24 protein-coding genes are annotated in these 24,029 nt (G+C 65.4%); 17 read left to right on the top strand and 7 right to left on the bottom strand.

Translation table 11 applies throughout. The features are described 5' to 3' along the window. From P9A17_RS25050 to P9A17_RS25020, 7 genes are all read left to right on the top strand, one after another. Positions 1-630: ABC transporter permease (locus P9A17_RS25050; protein ID WP_278041441.1), on the top strand; the 630-nt coding region annotated here is incomplete at its 5' end. Between the two features lie 9 nt (positions 631-639). After that, positions 640-1,923 (top strand): MCE family protein, encoded by a 1,284-nt coding sequence (locus P9A17_RS25045; protein WP_278041440.1) that lies wholly within the window; start codon positions 640-642, stop codon positions 1,921-1,923. After that, positions 1,920-2,945 (top strand): MCE family protein, encoded by a 1,026-nt coding sequence (locus tag P9A17_RS25040; RefSeq protein ID WP_278041439.1) that lies wholly within the window; start codon positions 1,920-1,922, stop codon positions 2,943-2,945. The genes P9A17_RS25045 and P9A17_RS25040 overlap by 4 nt, the downstream gene beginning before the upstream one ends. Further along, positions 2,945-4,048: an MCE family protein gene (locus tag P9A17_RS25035; RefSeq protein ID WP_278041459.1), complete on the top strand. Its 1,104-nt coding sequence runs from the start codon at positions 2,945-2,947 to the stop codon at positions 4,046-4,048. The genes P9A17_RS25040 and P9A17_RS25035 overlap by 1 nt, the downstream gene beginning before the upstream one ends. Beyond that, the gene (locus tag P9A17_RS25030) at positions 4,032-5,522 is read left to right on the top strand and encodes an MCE family protein (protein ID WP_278041438.1); all 1,491 of its coding nucleotides are present in this window, start codon (positions 4,032-4,034) and stop codon (positions 5,520-5,522) included. The genes P9A17_RS25035 and P9A17_RS25030 overlap by 17 nt, the downstream gene beginning before the upstream one ends. Further along, the gene (locus P9A17_RS25025; RefSeq protein WP_278041437.1) at positions 5,519-6,856 is read left to right on the top strand and encodes an MCE family protein; all 1,338 of its coding nucleotides are present in this window, start codon (positions 5,519-5,521) and stop codon (positions 6,854-6,856) included. The genes P9A17_RS25030 and P9A17_RS25025 overlap by 4 nt, the downstream gene beginning before the upstream one ends. Continuing rightward, positions 6,856-8,547 carry an MlaD family protein gene (locus P9A17_RS25020; protein WP_278041436.1) on the top strand — a complete coding sequence of 564 codons (1,692 nt, stop codon included), beginning with the start codon at positions 6,856-6,858 and terminating at the stop codon, positions 8,545-8,547. The genes P9A17_RS25025 and P9A17_RS25020 overlap by 1 nt, the downstream gene beginning before the upstream one ends. 24 nt (positions 8,548-8,571) lie before the next feature. Here P9A17_RS25020 and P9A17_RS25015 read toward each other — a convergent pair whose 3' ends face one another. After that, positions 8,572-9,096, bottom strand: a complete 525-nt coding sequence (locus P9A17_RS25015) for a hypothetical protein (protein WP_278041435.1) — start codon at positions 9,094-9,096, stop codon at positions 8,572-8,574. A gap of 78 nt (positions 9,097-9,174) precedes the next feature. On the opposite strand from P9A17_RS25015, the gene P9A17_RS25010 reads away from it, so the two are divergent. Beyond that, positions 9,175-9,603 carry a hypothetical protein gene (locus P9A17_RS25010; RefSeq protein WP_278041434.1) on the top strand — a complete coding sequence of 143 codons (429 nt, stop codon included), beginning with the start codon at positions 9,175-9,177 and terminating at the stop codon, positions 9,601-9,603. Positions 9,604-9,623: 20 nt separating this feature from the next. Here the strand turns inward: P9A17_RS25010 and P9A17_RS25005 are convergent, their stop codons facing one another. Next, complete coding sequence (locus P9A17_RS25005) at positions 9,624-10,064, bottom strand: hypothetical protein (RefSeq protein ID WP_278041433.1); 441 nt, start codon at positions 10,062-10,064, stop codon at positions 9,624-9,626. A 49-nt stretch (positions 10,065-10,113) separates the two neighbouring features. After that, the gene (locus P9A17_RS25000) at positions 10,114-11,394 is read right to left on the bottom strand and encodes a cytochrome P450 (protein WP_278041432.1); all 1,281 of its coding nucleotides are present in this window, start codon (positions 11,392-11,394) and stop codon (positions 10,114-10,116) included. 196 nt (positions 11,395-11,590) lie between these two features. On the opposite strand from P9A17_RS25000, the gene P9A17_RS24995 reads away from it, so the two are divergent. Further along, positions 11,591-12,220 (top strand): TetR/AcrR family transcriptional regulator, encoded by a 630-nt coding sequence (locus P9A17_RS24995; RefSeq protein WP_278041431.1) that lies wholly within the window; start codon positions 11,591-11,593, stop codon positions 12,218-12,220. Between the two features lie 40 nt (positions 12,221-12,260). On the opposite strand, the gene P9A17_RS24990 is transcribed toward P9A17_RS24995, so the two are convergent. Beyond that, positions 12,261-13,406 (bottom strand): thiolase family protein, encoded by a 1,146-nt coding sequence (locus P9A17_RS24990; protein ID WP_278041430.1) that lies wholly within the window; start codon positions 13,404-13,406, stop codon positions 12,261-12,263. A gap of 19 nt (positions 13,407-13,425) precedes the next feature. Next, complete coding sequence (locus P9A17_RS24985) at positions 13,426-13,872, bottom strand: OB-fold domain-containing protein (protein WP_278041429.1); 447 nt, start codon at positions 13,870-13,872, stop codon at positions 13,426-13,428. Positions 13,873-13,923: 51 nt separating this feature from the next. On the opposite strand from P9A17_RS24985, the gene P9A17_RS24980 reads away from it, so the two are divergent. Next, a complete protein-coding gene (locus P9A17_RS24980) occupies positions 13,924-14,475 on the top strand; it encodes a VOC family protein (RefSeq protein WP_278041428.1) in 552 nt (183 codons plus the stop codon). Between the two features lie 6 nt (positions 14,476-14,481). On the opposite strand, the gene P9A17_RS24975 is transcribed toward P9A17_RS24980, so the two are convergent. Continuing rightward, positions 14,482-15,198, bottom strand: a complete 717-nt coding sequence (locus P9A17_RS24975) for an enoyl-CoA hydratase/isomerase family protein (protein ID WP_278041427.1) — start codon at positions 15,196-15,198, stop codon at positions 14,482-14,484. A 139-nt stretch (positions 15,199-15,337) separates the two neighbouring features. Here P9A17_RS24975 and P9A17_RS24970 point away from each other — a divergent pair, with 139 nt between their 5' ends. The 6 genes from P9A17_RS24970 (at position 15,338) to P9A17_RS24945 (ending at position 21,997) form a co-directional block, all read left to right on the top strand. Then, positions 15,338-16,903, top strand: coding sequence for an AMP-binding protein (locus P9A17_RS24970; RefSeq protein WP_278041426.1), 1,566 nt, complete (start codon positions 15,338-15,340; stop codon positions 16,901-16,903). A gap of 41 nt (positions 16,904-16,944) precedes the next feature. Beyond that, a complete protein-coding gene (locus P9A17_RS24965; protein WP_278041425.1) occupies positions 16,945-18,135 on the top strand; it encodes an amidohydrolase family protein in 1,191 nt (396 codons plus the stop codon). Then, positions 18,132-19,595, top strand: coding sequence for a FadD3 family acyl-CoA ligase (locus P9A17_RS24960; RefSeq protein WP_278041424.1), 1,464 nt, complete (start codon positions 18,132-18,134; stop codon positions 19,593-19,595). Before P9A17_RS24965 ends, P9A17_RS24960 begins: the two co-directional genes overlap by 4 nt. Positions 19,596-19,746: 151 nt before the next feature. Next, positions 19,747-20,661: a hypothetical protein gene (locus P9A17_RS24955; protein ID WP_278041423.1), complete on the top strand. Its 915-nt coding sequence runs from the start codon at positions 19,747-19,749 to the stop codon at positions 20,659-20,661. Then, positions 20,658-21,293, top strand: a complete 636-nt coding sequence (locus P9A17_RS24950; protein ID WP_278041422.1) for a hypothetical protein — start codon at positions 20,658-20,660, stop codon at positions 21,291-21,293. The genes P9A17_RS24955 and P9A17_RS24950 overlap by 4 nt, the downstream gene beginning before the upstream one ends. 20 nt (positions 21,294-21,313) lie before the next feature. Further along, positions 21,314-21,997: a 2-C-methyl-D-erythritol 4-phosphate cytidylyltransferase gene (locus tag P9A17_RS24945; RefSeq protein ID WP_278041421.1), complete on the top strand. Its 684-nt coding sequence runs from the start codon at positions 21,314-21,316 to the stop codon at positions 21,995-21,997. Here the strand turns inward: P9A17_RS24945 and P9A17_RS24940 are convergent. Continuing rightward, the gene (locus P9A17_RS24940; protein ID WP_278041420.1) at positions 21,966-22,679 is read right to left on the bottom strand and encodes an IspD/TarI family cytidylyltransferase; all 714 of its coding nucleotides are present in this window, start codon (positions 22,677-22,679) and stop codon (positions 21,966-21,968) included. The genes P9A17_RS24945 and P9A17_RS24940 overlap by 32 nt on opposite strands. A 143-nt stretch (positions 22,680-22,822) precedes the next feature. Between P9A17_RS24940 and P9A17_RS24935 the strand changes: the two genes are divergently transcribed. Then, a complete protein-coding gene (locus P9A17_RS24935; RefSeq protein WP_278041458.1) occupies positions 22,823-24,028 on the top strand; it encodes a low temperature requirement protein A in 1,206 nt (401 codons plus the stop codon). Position 24,029: the final 1 nt, after the last annotated feature.

Below are 24,029 nucleotides of genomic sequence, written 5' to 3'. Positions count from 1 at the left end.
GTCGGGTTCCTGACGTTGGCCGCCGGTGGCACGCTGGCGATTCAGGGCTACAGCTCGCTGGGCAACATCGGCATCGAGGCGCTGACGGGCTTTTTGGCGGCGTTCATCAACGTGCGGATCGCCGCACCGGTGGTCGCCGGGATCGGCCTGGCCGCCACGTTCGGCGCCGGTGTCACCGCGCAGCTGGGGGCCATGCGGATCAACGAGGAGATCGACGCACTCGAATCCATGGGCATCCGTCCGGTGGAGTATCTGGTCTCCACCCGCATCGTGGCAGGCATGGTCGCGATCACCCCGCTGTACTCGATCGCGGTGATCCTGTCGTTCCTGGCGTCGCAATTCACCACCGTGGTGTTGTTCGGGCAGTCCGGCGGACTCTACGACCACTACTTCGACACCTTCTTGAACCCGATCGACCTGCTGTGGTCGTTCCTGCAGGCCGTCTTGATGGCGATCGCGATCCTGTTGGTACACACCTATTTCGGCTACTTCGCCTCGGGTGGCCCCTCGGGTGTCGGCGCCGCGGTGGGCAACGCCGTGCGCACGTCCCTTGTCGTGGTGGTGTCGGTGACGCTGTTGGTGTCACTGTCGATCTACGGTTCCAACGGCAACTTCAACCTGTCGGGCTAGGGGAGCGAGTTGAGCAAAAACCTGGGACCCGGACCTATGCACCGGTCCGAGACCTCCAGCGGCGCGGCGCCCCTGGCGGCATCGTCGGGGCGTCACTTCGGCGTCTCGAACCTCGCCCGGCCGCTGGCCGGGCTCGGACTCGTCGTCGTGCTGGTGCTGATCCTCGCGGTGTCGATCGGCCTGTTCGCCGGCAAATTCACCGAAACCGTTCCCGTCACCGTGATCTCCGACCGCGCCGGGCTCGTGATGAACCCCGACGCGAAGGTCAAACTGCGTGGCGTGCAGGTCGGTACCGTCAAGTCGATCGCCTATCTGCCCGACGGCAAGGCCCAGCTGCAACTGGACATGGACCCGTCGCAGCTGCACCTCATTCCCGGAAATGTCGGCGTCGACATCGCGTCGTCAACCGTGTTCGGCGCCAAGTTCGTTCAGCTTCAAGCACCCGACAATCCGAGCGGTGAGTTGAAGAGCGGCCAGGTGCTCGAAGGTGACCACGTCACCGTCGAGATCAACACCGTGTTCCAGAGCCTGGTGCAGGTGCTCGACGCCGTGGAACCCACCAAGCTCAACGAGACCCTGGGCGCGATCTCGCAGGCCTTCAGTGGACGCGGCGAGAAGTTCGGTCAAACCCTGTCGGACTTCAACGCGCTGCTGGCCAAGCTTGAACCGAGCCTGCCGAACCTGTCCCACGACATCGAGGCGTCGGTCCCCATGCTGCAGGCCTACGCCGATGCTTCACCCGATCTCGTGGGTACGGTCGAGAACACCACCACGCTGAGCAACTCCATCGTCGACGAGCAGGACAACCTCGACCAGTTCCTCATCAGCTCAATCGGTCTGGCCGACCTCGGCAACGAAGTCGTCGGCGGAAACCGGGTGGCGCTGACCGATGTGCTGCACAAGCTCGAACCCACCACCGGCCTGCTGAACCTGTACAAGAAGTCGCTGTGGTGCGGCATCGGCGGTCTGGTTCCGTTCGCCAAGTCACCGCCGCAGTTCTCCGGCATCTTCGTGTCCGCCGGTCTGACACTGGGCGTCGAACGCTACCGCTACCCGCGTGACCTCCCCAAGGTGGCCGCCAAGAGCGGTGGGCGCGACTACTGCACCGAGCTCGGCCTGCCCGAGATGCCAGCCGAATTCATCCCGCCATTCATTGCCGCAGACGTCGGATCCAACCCCGCGCAATACGGCAACCAAGGCATCCTGCTCAACTCGGAAGGCCTCAAGAACTGGCTGTTCGGACCGCTTGACGGGCCGCCTCGCAACACCGCACAGATCGGAATGCCCGGATGACGCGCTCCGTCGGCACCCTCATCAAGTTCGCGATCTTCGGCCTGATCATGATCGTCCTGACCGCGTTCCTGTTCCTGGTGTTCAGCGACACCAGAACCGGTGCGGCCAACGAATACACGGCCGTATTCAAGGACGCGTCCCGGTTGAAAGCGGGAGATACCGTGCGCATAGCGGGAATTCGCGTGGGCTCGGTCAAAGACATTGAGCTGCAGGACGACAGAAACGTCCTTGTCACCTTCGATGCCGACAAGAACACGGTCCTGACCACCGGCACGAACGCGGCGATCCGCTATCTGAACCTCGTCGGCGACCGCTACCTCGAACTCGTCGACACCCCTGATTCCAACCAGATCGTGCCCGCGGGCGGACAGATCCCGGTGGACCGGACCGCGCCGGCACTCGATCTCGACGTGCTGCTCGGTGGGCTCAAGCCCGTCATCCAGGGCCTCAATCCCGAGGATGTCAACGGGCTCACGTCCTCACTGATCCAGATCCTGCAGGGGCAGGGTGGCACCCTCGACTCGTTGTTCTCGAAGACCTCGTCGTTCAGCAACTCGTTGGCCGACAACAACCAGGTCATCGAGGAGTTGATCACCGATCTCCGTACCGTGCTGGACACCCTGGCCAAGGACGGCGACGAATTCTCCGGAGCCATCGACAAACTCGAGCAACTGGTCAGCGGGTTGTCGGCCGACCGCGATCCCATCGGCAACGCCATCACCGCGCTGGACAACGGCACCGCGTCGATAGCGGATCTGCTCGGTCGGGGCCGGGCACCGCTGGCCAACACCGTCGACGAGATGAACCGGCTTGCGCCGCTGGTGGACAACGACCTCGACCGGCTCGATGCCACGCTTCAGCGTCTTCCCGAGATCTACCGCAAGCTTGCCCGTGTCGGATCTTACGGCGCGTGGTTCCCGTACTACATCTGCGGTATCTCCTTCCGCGCCAGTGATCTGGAGGGACGCACGGTGGTGTTCCCCTGGATCAAGCAAGAAGAGGGAAGGTGCGTGGACGAATAATGCTGAAATACCGCGGATCTCAACTCGCCAGGGCCGGCTTCATCGGCGTCGTCCTGATCATCTTGGTCATCGCCGTCGGCCTGCAGCCCGAACGTCTGCTGTCCTGGGCCACCGCCATCCGGTACCAGGCGCTGTTCACCGAAGCCGGTGGCCTCAACGTCGGCAACGACGTCACCGTGTCCGGTATCAAGGTCGGCTCCGTGTCGTCGATCCAACTCGACAACGGCGACGCGCTCGTCGGATTCACCATCGACGGCGCGTACGCGCTCGGTTCGGACACCACCGCGCACATCCGCACGGGAACACTGCTCGGTGAGCGCGTCCTGGCACTCGACTCCGAGGGCAGCGGAACGCTCGATCCGCAGCAGGTGATCCCGGCCAGCCGGACGTCATCGCCGTACTCGCTGACCGACGCCGTGAGCGAACTGACCGACAACACCGCCAACACCGACACCGCCGCACTGAATCAGTCACTGGACACCCTGTCGCAGACGCTGGATCAGATTGCGCCGCAACTGGGTCCGACCTTCGATGGGCTGTCCCGGCTGTCCCAGTCGCTGAACAGCCGCAACGAGAGCCTTGCCGAGCTGCTCCGCACCGCCGGAGATGTCACCGGGATCTTCTCCGAGCGCAGCCGCCAGGTGAACGCTCTGATCCTGAACTCCAACGACCTCCTCGCGGTGCTCAACGAGCGGCGCTACGCCATCACGAGCCTGCTTGCCAACGTCTCGGCAGTATCGCAACAACTCTCGGGCGTGGTCGCCGACAACGAGGCCGAACTGGCCCCCGCGCTGGAGCGGCTGAACAACGTCACCCGGATGCTGGAGCGCAACCGCGACAACCTCGCGAAGATGCTTCCCGGCGCGGCCAAGTACTACCTGACCCAGGGCGAAATCGTCTCCAACGGTGCGTATTACAACGCCCTGATCCCGAACATCCAGCCCGCACAGCTGTTGCAGCCGTTCCTCGACTACGCCTTCGGATTCCGAAACGGCGTCGACATCGGCCAGCCGCCGGACAACGCCGGACCGCGTGCGCAACTGCCGTTCCCCGTCAACAGCCTTCCGCAGCCTGGAGATCTCCCCAATGATGGCAACCCGTAAGCGCGTGGTGGCCGGCACGGCGATCCTGCTGGCCATCCTCCTCGTCGCCGGCGCGGCATTCCTCGTCCGGCAGGTCTTCTTCGGTCCCAAGACCATCACGGCGTACTTCCCGACCGCGACGGCGATCTACCCGGGCGACGAGGTCCGGGTGTCGGGGGTCAAGGTCGGCACGATCGACAAGATCGAGCCCGAGGGCACGCTGACGAAGATGACGCTCAACGTCGACAGGGGAGTTCCCGTGCCTGCCGATGCGAAGGCGGTCATCGTCGCGCAGAACCTTGTCGCCGCGCGCTACGTACAGCTCACGCCCGCCTACCGCGATGGTGGCGGACCGACCTTGGACGACGGTGCTGTCATCTCGGAGGACAGGACTGCGGTTCCCGTCGAGTGGGACGAGGTCAAGACCCAATTGATGCGTCTCTCTGAGGAATTGGGCCCGCAGACCGGGGTCGATGGCACATCGATCTCCCGCTTCGTCGACAGCGCCGCCAACGCGATGGAAGGCAACGGCGAGAAGCTGCGTGAGACATTGCGTCAGCTCTCCGGGGTCGCCCGCATCTTCGCCGAGGGCAGCGGCAACATCGTCGACATCATCAAGAACCTCCAGGTGTTCGTGTCGGCGCTGCGCGACAGCAAGGAACAGATCGTGATGTTCCAGAACCGGCTCGCCACCTTGACCAGCGTGGTCAACGACAACAGGTCCGACCTGGACGCCGCGCTGACCGACCTGTCGTTCGCCATCGGCGAGGTTCAGCGATTCGTGGTCGGCAGTAGGGACCAAACCTCGGAGCAGATCCGCAGCCTCGGCCAGGTCATGCAGACGCTGGCCGACAACAAGACTGCGTTGGAGAACGTTCTGCACATCACGCCCAACGCGATCGCCAACTTCGAGAACATCTACTACCCGAACGGTGGCTCGGTCACCGGTGCCTTCTCGGTGTCGAACTTCTCGAACCCGGTGTGGTTCGTCTGCGGGCTCATCGGTGGCGTCGCGAATACGACGGCCCCGGAGACCGCCAAACTGTGCGCCCAATACCTCGGTCCGGCACTGCGTTCGATCCCGATCCACAACCTGCCGTTCCCGATCAACCCGTACCTGCGCCCCGCGATCAACCCGAGTAGGACGATCTACACCGATCCCAAGCTCGCACCCGGTGGTACAGGTCCGGGTGATGCGCCCGAGATCCCGCCGACGGTATCGGCGTACACCGGGTCCGGGGACATCCCGCCGCCGCCGGGCTGGCACGCTCCCCCCGGGCCTCGCGGGATCTACCAGCCGGATCCGGATGCGCCTGCGACGCCGTCACCGGCTCTGTTCCCGGGTGCGCCGCTGCCCGCGCCGCCCAACATCTTGTCGAACATCCCGGCGCAACCGCAGCCGCCGGCAACAGTCGACGGGCTGCTGCTGCCCCCGACGCCGGCCCCGGCGCCAGCCGGGCCGCTGCTGCCTGCAGAAGGGATGCCGCCATCATGATCCGCGGTGTGAAGCAGTTGACGGTCATCGGTTGTGCTGTCGCGCTGTCACTTTCAGGTTGTGCGTTCCAGGGCGTGAACTCGCTGCCCCTGCCGGGAGCGGTAGGGCGGGGTGGCGACGCGATCACCTACCACGTCCAGGTGCCCAACGTCGCGACGCTGGAGCCGAATTCGCCGGTCATGATCGACGATGTGGTCGTCGGCAGCGTCGGCAAGATGACCGTGCAGAACTGGCACGCCGACGTCGAGATCACCGTGAAGCCCGACGTGGTCGTCCCGGCGAATGCGGTGGCGACGGTCGGGCAGACCAGCTTGCTGGGATCGATGCACCTGGCGTTGAACCCACCGCTGGGGGACGCGCCGCAAGGACGGCTCCAAGCGGGCTCCACGCTCCCGCTGAACGCATCGTCCACCTACCCGACGACCGAGCAGACGCTCTCGTCGCTGTCCACCGTCGCCAACGGCGGAGGTCTGGGGCAGATCGGCGACATCATCCACAACATGAACACCGCGCTGTCCGGGCGTGAGCCCGAGGCACGCGAATTGCTCACCAGGCTGGACAATTTCGTGGGCGTCCTCGCCGATCAGCGCGAGAACATCATCGCGTCGATTCAACAACTCCGCCGGGTCGCCGGGACTTTCGCCAACCAGCGCGAGGTGATCGACCGGGCCCTCAAGGAGATTCCGCCCGCCATCGATGTACTCGTCCGCGAACGGCCCAACTTCACGACCGCGCTGGACCGGCTCGGCACGTTCAGCGACACCGCCACCCAGTTGGTCAACGACGCCGGTGACGACTTGGTCAAGAACCTGGAGAACCTGGGTCCGGTCCTCGGCGCTCTCGCCGACATCGGCCCGGATCTCAACGAGGCGGTGCTGTGGGCCAGCGCGTTCCCGTACGGCCCGACCTTCGCCGACCGCATCACCAAGGGCGATTACATCAACCTGTACGCGATCTTCGACATCACCTACCCACGGTTGAAGAAGACGCTGCTGGCCGGTACCCGATGGGGTGACGAGAACGCGAAACTGATTCCTGCACCTGGGGATCCGTACTATCTGAACTACACGTACAACCCGCTGTCGATGGGTGTCACGCCGCCTCCGCCGCCAGCAGAGCCGCCACCGGGGGAGGAGGGTGCTGCTCCGGTTGCTGCGGCGCCGCTGCCTCCTGTCGAGCCGCAGCCGCTGCTGCCGGTGGTGCCGCCGCCTCCGGCCGCGCCGTGGTTACCCCAGTCCCAGCCGATCACCGGTGACCAGATCTTCGCCGGTCCCTACGCGGCACAGACCGCGCCGCCGGCACCCGCCGCGCCGACACCTGGAGGAGGTGGCTGATGCTCACCCGCTTCGTCCGAAATCAGTTGATCATCTTCAGCATTGCGTCGATCGTCGGCGTCGCGGTGATGCTGTTCGCCTACATGCAGGTGCCCACTCTGCTGGGTGTCGGCCGGAACACGGTCACGCTGGAACTGCCCGAATCGGGTGGCCTCTACCGTTTCAGCAACGTCACGTACCGCGGCGTCCAGGTCGGCAAGGTGACCGACGTCAAGTTGACCGAGCAGGGCGCGGAAGCCACGCTGTCCCTTGATACTTCGCCGAAGATTCCGTCGAACCTGCGGGCCGAGGTCAAGAGTGTGTCCGCGGTCGGCGAGCAGTACGTCGACCTTCTGCCGGAGACAGACGACGGGCCTTTCCTCGAGAACGGTGCACGGATCCCGTTCACCGCGACGGCGGTTCCCCAGCAGGTCGGCCCGATGCTTGATCAGCTGAGCGCGATGGTCGACAGCCTCCCGAAGGACCGAATCCCCGATCTGCTCGACGAGACCTTCAAGGCCTTCGACGGCGCAGGTCCCGAATTCGGATCGCTGCTCGATTCGGCCGCCCAGGTGACCGGGGACGTCAACGGTGTATCCGATCAGATGCGCTCGTTGATCGACGACAGCAGACCACTGATCGATTCGCAGGCCGAGACGACCGACGCGATCCGGACGTGGGCAGCCAGCCTGAACGGCGTCTCTGCCCAAGTGGTGCAGAACGACCCGCAGATCCGTGCCCTGCTGCAGAATGGCCCCGGTTTCGCCAACGAGGTCAGCACCCTGCTCAATCAGGTGAAGCCGACCCTGCCGATCCTGCTGGCCAACCTCAGCACGGTGGGGCAGACGTTGCTGACCTACAACCCAGCAATCGAACAGCTGCTCGTGTTGTTCCCCGGCATCATCGCCGCCCAGCAGTCGTTCGGTCTGCCGCAGAACAGCCCCACCGGTCTGCCGATGGGTGACTTCGCGCTGACCATCAGCGATCCGAACCCGTGCACCGTCGGGTTCCTGCCGTCGACGCAGTGGCGTTCGCCCGAGGACGAGACCACGATCGACACCCCGGATGGCCTGTATTGCAAACTGCCGCAGGACTCTCCGATGAATGTCCGTGGCGCGCGCAACTATCCGTGCATCGAGCACCCGGGCAAGCGGGCTCCGACCGTTGAACTCTGCAACGATCCCCGAGGATTCATTCCGACCGCGATCCGCAACCACATCACCGGGCCGTACCCGTTCGACCCGAACCTGGTGTCCCAGGGCGTGCCCATCGACTCATTCGTCGAAGGTCCTGACCGCATCTACACGCCGGTTGAGGGGACCCCGCTGCCGCCAGGCGCCGTGCGGGCAGGCACGCCGCCGGTGTCGGAACCCGGCACGCCGCCGTTCCCGGTCGGTGCCCCGGCGCCGATGGTTCCCGGAGCGCCGCCCCCGGCGCAGCCGCCGATCCTTCCGCCCGCACCTCTGCCGCCCAGCCAGGGCCCGTTGCTGCCGGGGCAGGCAGTGCCGATTGCACCGGCTCCCGCGCCGGGTGCGACACCTGTGGCGCCAAGTGCCTTCGGCGGCAATGATTCCGGTGTGCCCACCGTGGGCACCGCCCAGTACAACCCGCAGACGGGGGAGTACCTGGCGCCGGACGGATCGATGCATCAGGTAGCCAATGTGGCGACCGGGAGCGCGCCGAAGTCGTGGCAGGATCTCCTGCCGATGTGAGCTACGAGCGAGAGCCGTTGCGGATCAGGAGATTGGATCCATCCGCACGGGCAGCTCGATCACCTTCGACAGGTTGACCCCGCAGGCGCCGCTGTCGCTCTTGGTGATGTTGCGGCCCACGATCATGTCCATGTTCCGCTTAGTGCGTCGCTTCATGGCGTCGTCGAAGCCCCACAGCATGAACTTCTGATGGCCGGTCGCGAAAGTGCCGTTGGGGCAAGGCATCCAGTTCGGTACGTCGTGCTCGACGTAATAGAAGTCGTCGAGCCTGACCGAGCCCGTCCACCCCAGCGAGCTCTTCACCTCGCCGGTGCACTCGATCGGGCTGAGGCAGGTCATGTTGACCGTCCACGTTTCCAGCACGGACTGCTGCTTGATCTTCACCTCGTTGGTGCGGGCCCACTCGCCATCGGAGTAGACGCGCCACGTCCCGCTGATGTTGACGCCCCAATCCTGCTCGTCCGCCTGTGCGATCGGTGTGAAACTCACGCTTCCCAGCACGGCCATCGCCGTCGCTGCCAACCCACTGACCAGACGTGTTACGCGCATGGGCTCCAGCCTAACGGTGCTCAGAGTAGAGCTCTTCAAAAGCGAGAATTTCGTTCCGCCGCATGGGAAAATGTCCAGATGCGATCTCTCGTCGCAGCGCTCGCTGCCGTGGCAGCCCCCGCAGTGCTGATGACCGCTCCGTCCGTCGCGGCGCAGCCGCCGCCGCCCCCGCCCGGTGGTGAATGCAATTACCCCAATTGCACTCCCGGGATTCTGCCCAACGTGGTGCTGGGCTCCTACTGCGCCAACACGACGTATTACGTTTTCGGCGTGACGGATTGGGGCCGTCTGGTGTTCTGCGGCTCGCCGCGGCGCTACGAGCCGCGGTGGTTCCGTTCACCGGAGATGCACGGGGTCAAGAACGAGGGCGACCTGTGTCCGGCGCTTGACGGTCAGGTCGCGCAGGCGCCTGACGGTCTGTTCCTGACGTGTATCGCGAAGGACAACCGGTCGTACTGGGCGCGCGGCGACGCCTCGGTCGGTGGCGGTAATCCGCCACCCCCGTAGACGGGCCTGACGTCAGTGTGTTACCAGGGGCGCTGTGAGCAGAGCGCGCCCTTGGTGCCCGAATCCGTCGCGACGACAACACCGTCCACCTGCAGTTCGCATACGAATCCGGGATCGGCCAACGCAGGCGTCATCGACGAGGGCAGACCGACGACGACCATCGACCACTCGTTCGGATCCGCGAGCCACGTCTCGAACACCCACGGCTGGTTCGGTCCGAGGTTCGCTTCGACGTTCGGGGTGTACAGATACGGATTGTGGCTGTACTCGCCCCAGTTCGGCGGATCGTTCTGCCGGTAGTAGATTTCGGCGTTGGCGATGTCCTGGCTGGCGCCCACGGTGTATTTCACGTGATGCATGGGCGGTTGAGCCGCCGCGGTACCCGCCGTGACGACGGCGCCCACTGTGCAGGCTCCCGCGATGGAGGCAGCGAGCAGCGGAACCGTCTTGTAGAACACCATTTCCGGATTTTAGAACGACGCTATTGCTGCCGTGTGGGATTCGCTCGAGTCACCGCACCGGGTTGAATTTGATATTGATGTCCGTGAGCCCGCGAAGGATGAACGTCGGCTCGTAGTTGTAGCGGCGATCCCCGGGCGGGCCGTGCAGTTCCTCATCAATCGTGATGTCGCCCATGCGATCCAGAATCCGCTCGATCGACACCCGACCCTCTACGCGCGCCAGTGGGCCGCCGGGGCACGAGTGCACGCCACGGCCGAACGCGATGTGCTCGCGGACGTTCTTGCGATCCAGATCGAACTCGTGCGGATGCTCGAACTTGTTGGGGTCGCGGTTGACCGCGCCCGGGCACACCATCATCGTCGTGCCCGCGGGCACATCGAGGTCGCCGACCTTGGCGGGCTTCTTCGCCAGCCGGAACTGGCTCTTCACCGGCGCGTCCATCCGGAGCGCCTCCTCGACGAAGATCGGAATCTTGGTGCGGTCGCGGCGCAGCCGCTCCTGAACCTCCGGGTGGTCGCCCAGCACCCGCATCGAGGCCGACAGCAGCTTGGTGGTCGTCTCCTGCCCGGCGGCGAACAGGAACGTCGCGGAGCGCACGACCTCGATCACCGGGGGTGTGGAGCCGTCGGGGTACTTCGCGGTCGCCAGCGCCGTCAGGACGTCGTCACGGGGGTCCTTGCGGCGATCTTCGAGATACCCGATGAACTTCTCGTCGAGCCACTCCAGCGGGTTGGCGCCGACCAGGTCGCTGTGGTCGAGCGAACCGACGTTGGCGCCGGGCCTCGGCGCACCGAGGACGGCCCGGAACTCGTCGTGATCGGATTCGGGTACACCGAGCATGTCGGCGATCACCAACAGCGAGAAGGGTTTTGCGTAGGAGGTCAGGAACTCGCACTTGCCGTTGTCGATGAAGTCGTCGAGGACCTCGTCGGCCAGGCGCCACATGAAGTCCTCGTTCTCCTTGAGCCGGCTCGGCGTCAGGAGGCGATTCAGCAGCGATCGGGCGTTGGTGTGGTCGGGCGGATCCATCGTGACCATGTGCTCGAACATCGGCATCTGGGGCCGGTGCGCGGTGATCTGGTCGGTGATGTCGTCGCCCTCCGGCGTGAACGGCAGCGGCGGGAACGGGCCCGCGACGGCGATGCACGACGAGAACGTGTCGTTGTCCTTGAGGACCGTGGCCGCCTCTTCGTATCCGGTGACCGCCAGCACGCCGTAATGCGGTTCCTTGACGACCGGACACTTACTGCGCAGGTGATCGAAGTACGGGTGAGGGTCGGGCACGAGAGACGGATCGGTGAAGTAGTCGATCGTGTCGAAGTCGCTCATGTCCATGGCCTCCCGGGGCTGACGGGTTGTGCAGGTCGAGTGGGTCCTCGACTGTTCAAAATGCTGAGCACCTGCTTAGCATGGTGGAAGAGTTAGGGTCAAGGATCTCGGGCGACACCGCGGGTCGCGATTCGCGTGTCGACACGATCGTCGGTGTCGACCTGGGGTACAACACCAGCAAAGGAGTGGAGTCAGCATGTCATCGCCGCGACGGATCGGGGCACCAGATGCGAAAAATCGCGTCGTGCTGCTCGACGCCGCGGAGAAGCTGCTCATCGAGGAGGGCTACGCCGCCGTCACATCGCGCCGCGTCGCCGATCAGGCAGGGCTGAAGCCTCAGCTGGTGCATTACTACTTCCGGACCATGGAGGACCTGTTTCTCGCGGTGTTCAACCGCAGGGCCGAAGAAGGCTTCGCGGTGCTGACCACGGCGCTGCAGTCGCCGCAGCCGCTGTGGGCGTTGTGGCGGTTCAGCACGGCCCCTGAGGCCACGCGGCTCACGATGGAGTTCATGGGGCTGGCTAACCACCGCAAGGCCTTGCGTGCCGAGATCGTCTTCTACGCCGAGCGGTTCCGTCAGGCGCAGAACCGCGCGATCGAGGAGGCTCTCAGTCGGTATGGCATGGTCTCCGACGACGTGCCGCCCGTGGTGTGGACGGTGTTCGCGACAAGCGTGTCCCAGGCGCTCGTCATGGAGCGGGCCTTGGGAATCGACACCGGCCACGCCGAGACCTTCGCATTCTGCGAGCGCTGGATCAGGCGCCTTGAGGGAGATCCGCTCCCCGCGTTGGCCGAGGACCACGACGCGTCTCAGGTGAGGGCCTGACGAACCGTCCGCAGAGCGGGCGGGCATTCGGCGAAATCCGTTACAGCGAAAGGATTGTCGCCGACGCGGTGCCCGGGGCCCCGTAAACCTGCGCCAGTCCGACACGGGGCTGTCCCGGCACCTGACGATCGCCGGCCTCGCCCCGCAACTGGCGGACCAGCTCATGCATCTGACGCAGACCTGATGCGCCGATAGGCTCGCCGTTGGCGATCAACCCGCCGTCGGTGTTGACCGGGATCGAGCCGTGAATCTCGGTGGCCCCGTCAGCAAGCAGCTTCTCCTGCTCGCCGTCGGCACACAGGCCCGTCTCGGCCATGTGGATGACCTCGGCGCCCGCATCGGTGTCCTGCAGCTGGGCAACGTCGACGTCCTCAGGGCCGATTCCCGCAGCCTCATATGCGGCCTTGGCGGCGTACACCGTCGGCGAGGGATCCTCGTCGAGGGGGGCCGACGTCGCGTGTACCTCATACGCGCCGAAGGTTCGCGTGCGAATCTCACTGGCGCGCACATACACCGGCTTGTCGGTGAACTTGTGGGCGATGTCGGCGCGGCACATGATCACCGCGGCCGCGCCTTCGTCTGGTGCGCAGAACATGTACTGCGTCAGCGGATAGTTCAGCGCGGGGGAGTTGAGAATCTCCTCGACCGAGATCTCCTTGCGGCGGAACGCATTCGGATTCTTGGCTCCGTTGCGGAAGTTCTTGTTGGCCACCCGCGCCAGCGTCTCCTGGGAGATGTTGTGCTTGTGGATGTAGTGGTTGGCTTTCATGCCGAAGAACTTGGTGGTCACGAACTGGCCGTTCTCCGCATACCACTGCGGCAGTGCGAGTTTGGCCGGGTCGTCGGTGAACGCTCCACGCGGGTGCTTGTCGAGACCCACGGCGACGCCGATGTCGTACTTGCCCAACCGGATCGTGTCGGCCGTCTGCTGGATGGCGCTGGCCGACGTGGCGCAGGCGTTGAACACGTTCGTGAACGTGATGCCCGTCAGGCCGACCAGGCGTGTCACCGAGTCGGGATTGGACACCTCATAGCTTCCGCCGAAGCCGAACTGGATGTCCTTCCATTCGACGCCGGCGTCGGCGAGTGCCAGCCGGATCGCTTCGGCGCCCATCTGTACCGCGGGCTTCTCGAATCGGCCGAACGGGTGCAGTCCCACGCCGATGATGGCGACGTCGTTGCTCATGTCTTACGAGTCCTTCGATCTAGACCGGCTGGAACGCGAACGTGACGACCTCGTTGCCGTCGGCGTCCGTGGTGAACGGGATCATGGTGAGCTCGACCTCTTGGCCGAATGTCAGCTTGGCCGGGTCGTTCTCGGTCAGGCGGCCCTCGACGCGGATGACGGCCTCATCGCCCAAACCCAACTGCACGAGACCGACTCCGAACGGCACGAACTCCTTACCGGTCGGACCGGCGTATGGGGCGCCGGGCGGGAAACCCTGCGTCGTCCATGCGATGACGGTCCCGCGCCGCGGGAGGAGGACCTCTGACATCTCGGCGCTGCTGCACTTCGGGCAGTGGTCCTGAACTGGGAAGACGGTCGCGCCGCAGGTGGCGCAGCCACTACCGATCAGCTGAGGATTCTCGGCGGGCCAGGTGGAGATTTCGGGCGCCAGCGCGCGCTGTGGTGTCGACACGTCGTTGAACATAATCGGAAATGACGTTCTCGTCTAGAGAGAACATGTTCGGACTATGCGAGTATGCGTGTGCGGCTACCTGTTAGCGTCGCCGTCGTAATCCTTCCCGGACGAATTCGCCAGATCGGCTATGTGGTGACCGATTTGGACGCTGCGTTTGCCAGCTGGGTCGCACTCGGTGTCGGCCCGTGGACCGTCATCCGGGGCGTCCCGCAGCGCGTGACGTACCGCGGCCGACCCTGCGAGATCACGCTGTCGCTGGCGTTGGCCAACAGTGGCGACCTACAGGTCGAGCTGATCCACCAGCACGACGACACCGCGAGCGTTTTCACCGAGTTTCTTGCCGCCCGGGGACCGGGGTTCCACCAGTTGGCTTACTGGACCGAGGATTTCGAGGAGACGATGCGCAAGATCGCCGACGTCGGTTGGCCGGTGGTGTGGTCAGGCGGTGAGGACCTGGGCACGCGTTTCGCCTACGTGGAGCAGCCAGACGGGCCCGCAGCGGTCATTGAGATCATGGAGCTGACTGAAACGACCAAAGGGATGGACACGTTTCTGCGCGACGCCGCCGCAGGCTGGGACGGCAGCGATCCCATTCGGGAACTCAGTCTCTGAAGACCGTCACTTGCCCTTGTTCATCACCTTGTCGGCGGCCGTCCAGTGCTCGTCGGACACCCAGAGCCGGGCGAACGCCGCGACGGCTTCGGTCGTTGGCACACCGCGCATGACACGCTTGACCTCGTTTGCCGGGGTGCTGGCCAGCAACCGCGCGGTCAGGCGCCACTGTTCGTCGAACGAGGCCCGCGGGATCACCTGATCGATCAGCCCGAACCGTTCGGCCTCGGTGGCAGCAAGGATCCGCCCGGTACCCGCCAACAGCAGAGCCCGGCTGTAGCCGACCAGCTGAACCAGCCGTTCGGCGCCGCCCCAGGCCGGCATGATCGCGAGCGCGACCTGGTTGAAGCCGATCTTGATGTCGTCGGCAGCCAGCCGGATGTCGGCCGCCACGGCGAACTCCGCGCCGCCACCGAGTGCGTGGCCGTTGAGCGCGGCCACCACGGGCCCGGGGAAGGCGGCGATGCGATCGCAAATCGATCGCATCCGGAACGCCATCGCCCCGGCCTGCTCCTCGGTGCGCAGCGCGCTGAGTTCCTTGAGGTCGCCGCCGGAGACGAACGCCTTGTCCCCGGCGCCGGTCAGCGCGAGAGCGGTGGCTCCCTGCGCACCGTCGAGCGCCTTGTCGAGCTGGTCCATCGTCTCCAGGGAGATCGCGTTGCGCGCATGCGGGCGATCGATGGTGATGATCGCCAGACCATCCTCGATCTCGAGGTCCACCATCGGGCATTCTCCATCTGCGGTATTGGCATTCTCGCAGGCGGAGAATAGCATCGCCTACGACTACTCCAGTATCGCCGACGCCTCTCGAACCACCGCCTGAAGGCACCTCCTCGCGCACGGGAAAGGACGACTCGCTGCCATGCGAACGATTCCTGCAGAGCTGGTCAGCCATTACGAGCAGGAGGGCTACTGGACCCGGGAGACGCTGGGTGACCTGCTCGCCCGCGGGCTCGCGAGCAGCCCTGATGCCGGCTTCTGTGTGCACTCGGCGGTGCGTCCCTACACGGGCACGTTCGGCGAGGTCGAACGGGACGCCCGGCGGTTCGCGGCGGGGCTGCAGGCGCGCGGCGTCGGACCGGGCGACGTCGTGGCCTTCCAACTGCCGAACTGGCGGGAAGCTGCCGTCACGTTCTGGGCGTCGTCGTTCCTCGGAGCCGTCATCGTGCCGATCGTCCACTTCTATGGCCGCAAAGAACTCGGGCACATCCTCGCGACGGCCAAGCCGAAGGTCTTCGTCACCACCGAGGAGTTCGGGCGGCTGCGGCATCAGCCCGACCTCTGCACGGACGTGCCGATCGTCGCGCTCGTGGGTGACACCTTCGACGAAATCCTTGCCGATGAGCCGCTGGTCGGCACGCTGCCGGCCGACCCGGCGGCGCCTGCCTTGATCGCCTTCACCTCGGGGACCACCCGGGATCCGAAGGGCGTGATCCACAGCCACCAGACGCTGAGCTTCGAGACGCGTCAGCTCCTGGAGAACTACCCGCCCGACCGGGGCAGACAGCTGACCGCGACGCCCGTCGGGCACTTCATCGGCATGGTCGGGGCGTTCCTGATCCCGGTGCTCGAAGGGGCTCCGATCGACCTGTGCGACGTGTGGGATCCGGGCCGGGTGCTGGCGTTGATCGAGAGCGACGGACTGTCGATCGGCGGTGGTCCGCCGTACTTCGTCACCAGCCTGCTCGACCACCCCGATTGCAGGCCCGAGCATCTGAGCCGGTTCAAGACCGTCGGGCTCGGCGGCTCGACGGTCCCTGCGGCGGTCACGCAGCGATTGACCGATCTGGGCATGTTCGTGTTCCGCTCGTACGGCAGCACCGAGCACCCGTCGATCACCGGATCGCGCCCCAGCGCGCCGGAGGCGAAGCGGCTGTTCACCGACGGCGACCCACGTCCGGGAGTGGAGATCCGGCTCGGTGAGGACGGTGAGATCTACAGTCGCGGGCCCGATCTGTGCCTCGGCTATACCGACGACGCCCTGACGGCGTCGGCGTTCGACGAGGACGGCTGGTATCGCACCGGTGACGTCGGCGTTCTCGACGACGACGGCTATCTGACGATCACCGACCGCAAGGCCGACGTGATCATCCGCGGTGGCGAGAACATCTCCGCGCTCGAAGTCGAAGAGGTGCTCTTGGCGATGCCGGAGGTGGCCGAGGCCGTCGTCGTCGCCGCCCCGGATGACCGGCTGGGCGAGCGCGCGGCCGCGGTGTTGCGCCTTCGCGACGGCCGGCAGATGCCGAGCCTCGACGACGTGCGTGCGCACTTCAAGGACGTGGGCATCGCCAGACAGAAGTGGCCAGAGGAGTTGCACCGTGTCCCCGAGGGGCAGGACTTCCCGCGGACGGCCAGCGGCAAGGTTCAGAAGTACGTGATCAGACTGCAGGTCGCAGCCGGCGAGTACGCGGTCGTTGCGGCTCACTGAAAATGAGAATACGATTCTCTCGATAGGAAAAGGAGTCTTTCATGGGACAACTGTCGCACCGGGTGGATATCCCGTTCCCGCTGTTCGATGCGGACAACCACCTCTATGAGCCGCCGGAGGCGATGACCAAGTACCTCCCCAAGGAGTACAAGGACGTCGTCCAGTACGTCGAGATCAACGGACGCACGAAGATCGCGCTTAAGGGCCAGATCAGCAACTACATCCCCAACCCGACCTTCTCGGTCGTCGCGAAGCCGGGTGCGTGGGAGGAGTACTTCAAATACGGCAACCCCGACGGCAAGAGCAAGCGCGAGCTGTTCGGCGAGCCGATGAAGGCCATCCCGGCGTTCTTCGAGCCCGAGCCGCGCATCAAGGTCATGGACGAGCTGGGCGTCGACCGCAGCCTGATGTTCCCGACGCTGGCCAGCCTCATCGAGGAGCGTCTGTCCGATGATCCGGTCGCGATCCACGTCATCATCCACGCGCTCAACGAGTGGTTGCACGAGGTCTGGGGCTTCAACTACCAGGGCCGCATCTTCACCACGCCGGTGATCACGCTCCCCATCGTCGAGAAGGCGATCGAAGAGCTGGAGTGGGCCGTCAAGCGTGGCGCCCGCGCCATCCTGATCCGCCCGGCGCCGGTGCCCGGCTTCCGCGGCCCGCGGTCGTTCGCGCTGCCGGAGTTCGACCCGTTCTGGGAGCGGTGCGTCGAGCACGACATCTTCGTCGGTATGCACTCCTCCGACAGCGGTTACTCGCGCTACACGTCGGAGTGGGACGGCGCGGCACAGGAGATGTTGCCGTTCCAGACCAACGCGATGTCGATCCTCAACGAATGGCGTCCGATCCAGGATGCGGTGGCCTCGTGGGTGATTCACGGTGCACTGTTCCGCTTCCCCAAGCTCAAGGTCGGCATCGTCGAGGCCGGCTCGAAGTGGATGTTCCCGCTGCTGGATTCGATGTCCGAGGTGTACAAGAAGGCACCCGAAGCGTTCCTCGGAAACCCGATGGAAGAGATCAAGAACCGCATCTACGTCAGCCCGTTCTACGAAGAGGGCATCGACGACCTGATCAACCTCATCGGCGTGGACCAGGTGCTCTACGGATCCGACTGGCCGCATCCCGAGGGTCTGGCCGAGCCGACGCACTACGTCACCGCGCTTGAGCACCTTGCGGTCGAGGATCAGGCCAAGATCATGGGTGGAAACCTGGGTCGTCTCGTCACGACGTGACGTATCACGCCCGATGGCAGACCATCCCGGAGTTGGTTGCAAGCGCGGCGGACCGGTTCGGCGACGCGGAAGCGGTCGTCGACGGTTCGCTGCGCTTGACCTTCACTGAGCTGGTCGAGCGGATTTCCTGCGCCGCAGGCGCATTCGCCGATCTCGGGATCGAGAAGGGTGACCGGGCGGCCGTCTGGGCCCCCAACAGCGTCGAGTGGATCATCGCCGCGTTCGGTCTGCTGACGGCCGGTGGTGTGCTGGTTCCGGTCAACACCCGATTCAAGACCGACGAAGCGGCCGACATCATCAGCCGCAGCGGCGCCAAGGCGGTGCTCGTCCAGCAGGGCTTCCTCGGAGTCGACTACAGCGCTCCCGGGGATATCCCTGTCATCGATCTAAAGTCCGACTTCCTCGCCAGCGGAAAGCCTTTCAGTCGACCTCTGGAATCGACAGACATCTCGGACATCATCTTCACGTCGGGCACGACGGGTCGCCCCAAGGGTGTGATGATGAATCACGCGCAGAACATGCGCCTGTACGAAGAGTGGTGCGACCTCGCCGATCTGCGCGAGGGTGACCGCTACCTGATGATCAACCCGTACTTCCACACGTTCGGCTACAAGGCCGGCCTGATCGCGTCGTTCATCCGCGGTGCCACGATGCTGCCGGTGCAGGTGTTCGACGTGGACCGAGTGGTGGAACTCATTGCCGCAGAGCGCATCACGATGCTGCCCGGTCCGCCGACGCTGTACCACTCCCTGCTGTCACTGCCGGACAAGTCGCGGCTGGCCACGCTTCGTGCGGGTGTGACCGGCGCAGCCGACATCCCCGTCGAGCTGATCCGGCGGGTGCACGAAGAGCTGCCCTTCCAGACCCTTGCGACGGGCTACGGCCTCACCGAGGCGGGGACGGTGACGTTGTCGCGGCCGGGAGATTCGTTCACCGACATCGCGACGACAGCCGGCAAGGCCTGCGACGGCGTCGAGATGCGCATCGCCGACGACGGCGAGGTGCTGGTGCGTGGCTACACGGTGATGCAGGGCTATCTCGACGACCCGATCGCCACTGCCGAGACGATCGACCCGGACGGCTGGCTGCACACCGGCGATCTCGGCACGGTGGACGCCGAGGGCCGGCTGCGGATCGTGGGCCGGAAGAAGGACATGTTCATCGTGGGCGGTTTCAATGCCTATCCCGCGGAAATCGAGGGTTTCCTGCTGGAGCACCCCGACATCGCCCAGGCCGCGGTCATCGGCGTGCCGGACGAACGCTTGGGGCAGGTCGGCAAGGCGTTCATCGTGGCCAGGCCGTCCGCCGCCGGCGTGTTGACTGACGACGAGCTGATCGCGTGGTGTCGCGACCGAATGGCCGGTTTCAAGGTCCCTCGCTCTGTAGAGTTCCTCGACGAGTTGCCGTTGAATGCCACCGGCAAGGTGATGAAAGACCGGTTACAGAACCTTCAGCGCTGAGCAGGTGCACAGCCTGGAAACAGCGTTTTCGCAGACAGCGCTTTTGTCCGGACCTGCAAATCGAGGGTATCGTGAGTGGGATACTCAAAAAAGAAGAACGACATTCTCATAGTGTTGGCCATGCAATGACGCAGCAGACAAGGAGGTCGGTGTGCCGTCTTTCAGGCGCCGCGACTCGGTGATCGACGCCGATCGCGTCGAGGAATCGACCGTGGAACCTGACCGATCGACCGATGCCGAGCAGGCACGAGCGCTCGCCGACGAAGCCGAAGCTGAGGCCGCAGAGGCCGACGCGATGGCCGCTGCGGCCCGGGCGCGTGCCCGCGCGGCGCGTCTGCGGCGCGAGGCGTTGACAGCCAAGACCGCACCGGCGACCCAAACCGCAGCAGGAACCCAAACCGCCGACACGGAGGCCGAGCCCGCCGACACGGAGGCAGAGCCCGCCGACACGGAGGCAGAGCCCGCCGAGAGCGATGTCATCGAAGGCACGGACGAATCGACGGCTGTCGAACTCGGGGTCGACGAATCGCCGGATGCCGCCACGCCCCGCAAGCGCCGGGTCCCGCGCCCGAGAGTGACAGGGCGCGGCATCGCCGTGGCGCTGACGATCCTGGCGGTGCTGGGTTCGGTCGCGCTGCTCGCCCTGAGCGGCTTCTTCATCGTCGAACATCGCAACGCGGACAAGGTGCGTCAGCAGAACGCCGAATATTCGGCGGCCGCCAGGCAGAGCGTCGTGACGTTGATGTCGCTGGACTTCAACAACGCCGAGGCGGATGTCCAGCGCATCATCGACAACTCGACCGGCCAGTTCAAAGACGACTTCCAGTCGCAGGCCGCCGATTTCGTCAAGGTGGCCCAGGATTCAAAGGTCATCACCGAGGTGACGGTCAACTCCACCGCCGTCGAATCGATGTCCGACGACAAAGCCGAGGTGCTCGTCGCCGCCTCGTCGCGGGTCACCAATTCCGCTGGCGCGAACCAGGAACCGCGCACGTGGCGACTCAGCGTGAGCCTCGAGCGCGAGAACGATCAGATCAAGATGGCGAAAGTCGAGTTCGTGCCGTGAGCGACGAAGACCGCACCCCCGACACCGACGTGGAAGATTCGGTGACCGACGACGACGCGACGCCCGAAGTTGCCACCGTCGAATCGGACGACGAACCAGAAGACGACGCCGCTGAGGCTCCGACGAAGTCCGGGCGCCGGTCTGCGCGCGCACTGATCGTCGCCGCGGTGCTGGCCTTTGTCCTGTTGGCCAGCTCCGCCGGGCTGGCCAGCTGGTTGTACTTCAACGACTACCGCCCCGACCAGCAGACCGATCCGGCGGCGGCGACGGTCGCCCTCGATGCCGCCAAGACGGGCACCGTGGCGTTGCTGTCCTACTCGCCGGAATCGCTCGACCAGGACTTCGCCAACGCCAAATCCAAGCTGACCGGCGACTTCCTCTCGTACTACACGCAATTCACCGAACAGATCGTCACCCCGGCGGCGCGAGAGAAAGCCGTCAAGACGGCCGCCTCGGTCGTCCGTGCCGCGGTGTCGGAGATCCAGCCGGAATCCGCCGAGGTGCTCGTGTTCATCAACCAGACAACCACGAGCAAGGAGAACCCCGACGGTTCGTTCGCTGCGAGCAGCGTGAAGGTGGGCCTGAAGAAAATCGACGGCAACTGGCTGATCGAGTCGTTCGAACCGGTGTAGGCCGTATAGCCTCGAGCGCCGTGACTGTGACGGCGATCCTGCCTATCCCCGTGGGTCTTGCGCAGCGGCGCGAGGCGGTGTTCGCGCCGGTGGCCGGACAGTCCCCGCTGGTGTCGATCGTGCGGACCTTGATGTCCGTCGGTGACGTGGTGGTCGCGCCGGCCGCGCCTTTTGCCGACGAGGTTCGGGAATCACTGACACGACAAGGTCTTTCACCCGTGCAGGTTCGGGTCGCCGAAGAGCCGGGAGAACGTGCGCACTGCGTCGCGGCGGGCCTGCGTGCCCTTGGTGAGGTGCCTACCGGGCCGGTGCTGCTGCACGACATCGCATGGCCGCTCATCGCGCCTGCGACTCTGGACCGCGTGGCGGCGGCACTGCGCGGCGGCGCGCGTGCCGTGTTGCCGATCTGCCCGGTCACCGACAGCATCAAGGCCGTCGACCCCGAAGGCGCCGTCACCGCCACCGTCGACCGGGCACCGCTGCGCACCGTTCAGTACCCGCGCGGCTTCGATGGCGAGGTTCTGTCGATGCTCGTCGCGCGGAGCGCGGTTGACGAGTTCGATGACCTCGACGCGGCGCTCGCCGCAAAGGTGTCGGTGACCCTGGTCGACGGCGAGACCGACACCGTCAGGATCCAATTGCCCGGCGACGCCGACTATCTCGCCGCGGTCATCACGAGCCGGCGTGCCGGGTCCGGTCGCTGAGCAGGTGTTGCGCGACAGCGATGTCGCGCGCATAGGTGACCTTGAAATTGTCGATTCGGCCCGCGAAGGTCCGCACCTCGACATCGGTGTAGCGCTCGATGCACGACGAGGTGTCGGTGCCCTCGAAGCCGTCGCGTTCGGCGCTGCGATAGGCGTGCAGTAGATCGACGGCGCGGAACGCCTGCGGTGTCTGAACCCTGACCAGGGTGGCCCGCTGATCAACTGGAGCCAGGCCGTGTCCGTCGTGGGTCGCGAGATTCTCGACGGGAAGAGCTGGCAGCGCACCACCGAACGCGCGGGCCACCGCGATCGCCTCGCGAAACATGCCTGGCCCGGCCAGCGGCCGCGCAGCGTCGTGAATGGCCACCACGTCGACGGCGCCGGACTCGATGTCATCGGCCAGGTAGCGCACGACGTTCGTCTCCGAGCCGTGTCGCGTCTCGCCGCCTTCGACCAATTCGACTGTGGCGTGTGGAAGTTCACGGTCGACGGTGTCGCGGGCCAGCTGGAGCTCGCCCTGGCGGAACACGAGGATGGTCCTGGCCACATCCGGCAGTCGGGTGAGGGTGTCCAACGACCACACGAGCATGCTGCGCCCCGCCAGCGGCAGGTAGGCCTTGTTCCCGTCGGCTCCGACCCGGGTGCCCAGGCCCGCGGCCAACACCACACCGACGGCATCCATGACGCGACCCTATCGCGGCTCCCGGTTCGGCGGCCGCGTCGAACGCGCCGCGCGAAGCTACGCTCTGCCCGGCGGATGAAAGGGGATGAGCTGTGACAGAACAACCGCGGCCACCGGCAGGACAGTTGCACCGAATCAAGAAGATGGCCGGGCGTGACCCCCATGAAGTCGGCCGGGTCGCCACACCACTGGAACTGCTGTTCGACCTGACGTTCGTCATCGCCTTCGGCATCGCGGCCTCGCAGTTCTCGCATCTGCTCGCCGTCGGTCACGTGGCCGCGGGGCTCGCGGGGTTTTTCTTCGCGATGTTCTCGGTGTGCTGGGCGTGGATCAACTTCAGCTGGTTCGCCTCGGCCTACGACACCGACGATTGGGTCTACCGGCTGACGACGATGCTGCAGATGGTCGGCGTGGTCATCCTGGCGCTGGGACTGCCCCAGATGTATGCGTCGATCGAACACGGAGGACACGTCGAGAACGAGATCGTCGTGGCCGGCTACGTGGTCATGCGCGTCGCGATGGTCGCTCAATGGTTACGCGCCGCCAGCCAGGACCCCGAACGCCGCAAAGCCTGCCTGACATACGCTTTGTGGATCACGATCGCCCAGATCGGCTGGATCGCAGCGATATTCGTGCACACGTCGGTACCTGCCACCACTGCGATCGTGCTGACTCTGGTGCTCGTGGAGGTGATGGGCCCCGTCATCGCCGAGCTCAAACAGGGCGGTACCCCGTGGCATGCGCACCACATCGTCGAGAGGTACGGACTGTTCACCATCATCGCTCTGGGTGAGGGTGTGGTCGGCACTGTCGCGTCGCTCAGCGCTGTCGTGGAGGCGCAGGGCTGGTCAGTCGAAGCGGTGTTCATCGCGGTCGCCGGCATCGGCCTGACCTTCGGCATGTGGTGGACCTATTTCGTGTTGCCGCAGGCCGACATCCTGCACGTCCGCCGCGAACGGTCCTTCTGGTTCGGATACCTGCACATCGTGGTGTTCGCCTCGATCGTCGCGACCGGCGCCGGGTTGCATGCGGCCGCGTATTACATCGAGCACCATTCCGAGCTGTCCTCGGTCGCCACGGTGCTCTCGGTCGTCATTCCCGTCGGCTTGTACATCCTGACGATCTACGTGCTCTACGCGCTGTTGGCGCACAAGGTCGAGCCGTTCCACGTGCTGCTGGTGACGCTCACCGCGGCGGTTCTGGGTGTGGCGGTACTGCTTGCCTCCAACGGGATTTCGATGGCCAATTGCCTGCTGGTCGTCACGCTGGCCCCGGTGGTGTCCGTCGTGGGCTACGAACTCGTGGGCCACCGGCACACGGCAGCCGCAGTGGCGAGAAGCCGACGGTGAC

The sequence above is a fragment of the Mycobacterium sp. 236(2023) genome (genome assembly GCF_029623955.1).
Lineage (GTDB): Bacteria > Actinomycetota > Actinomycetes > Mycobacteriales > Mycobacteriaceae > Mycobacterium.
The sequence above is the reverse complement of the archived record's forward strand: the minus strand, read 5'-3'. Positions and strand labels throughout refer to the sequence as shown.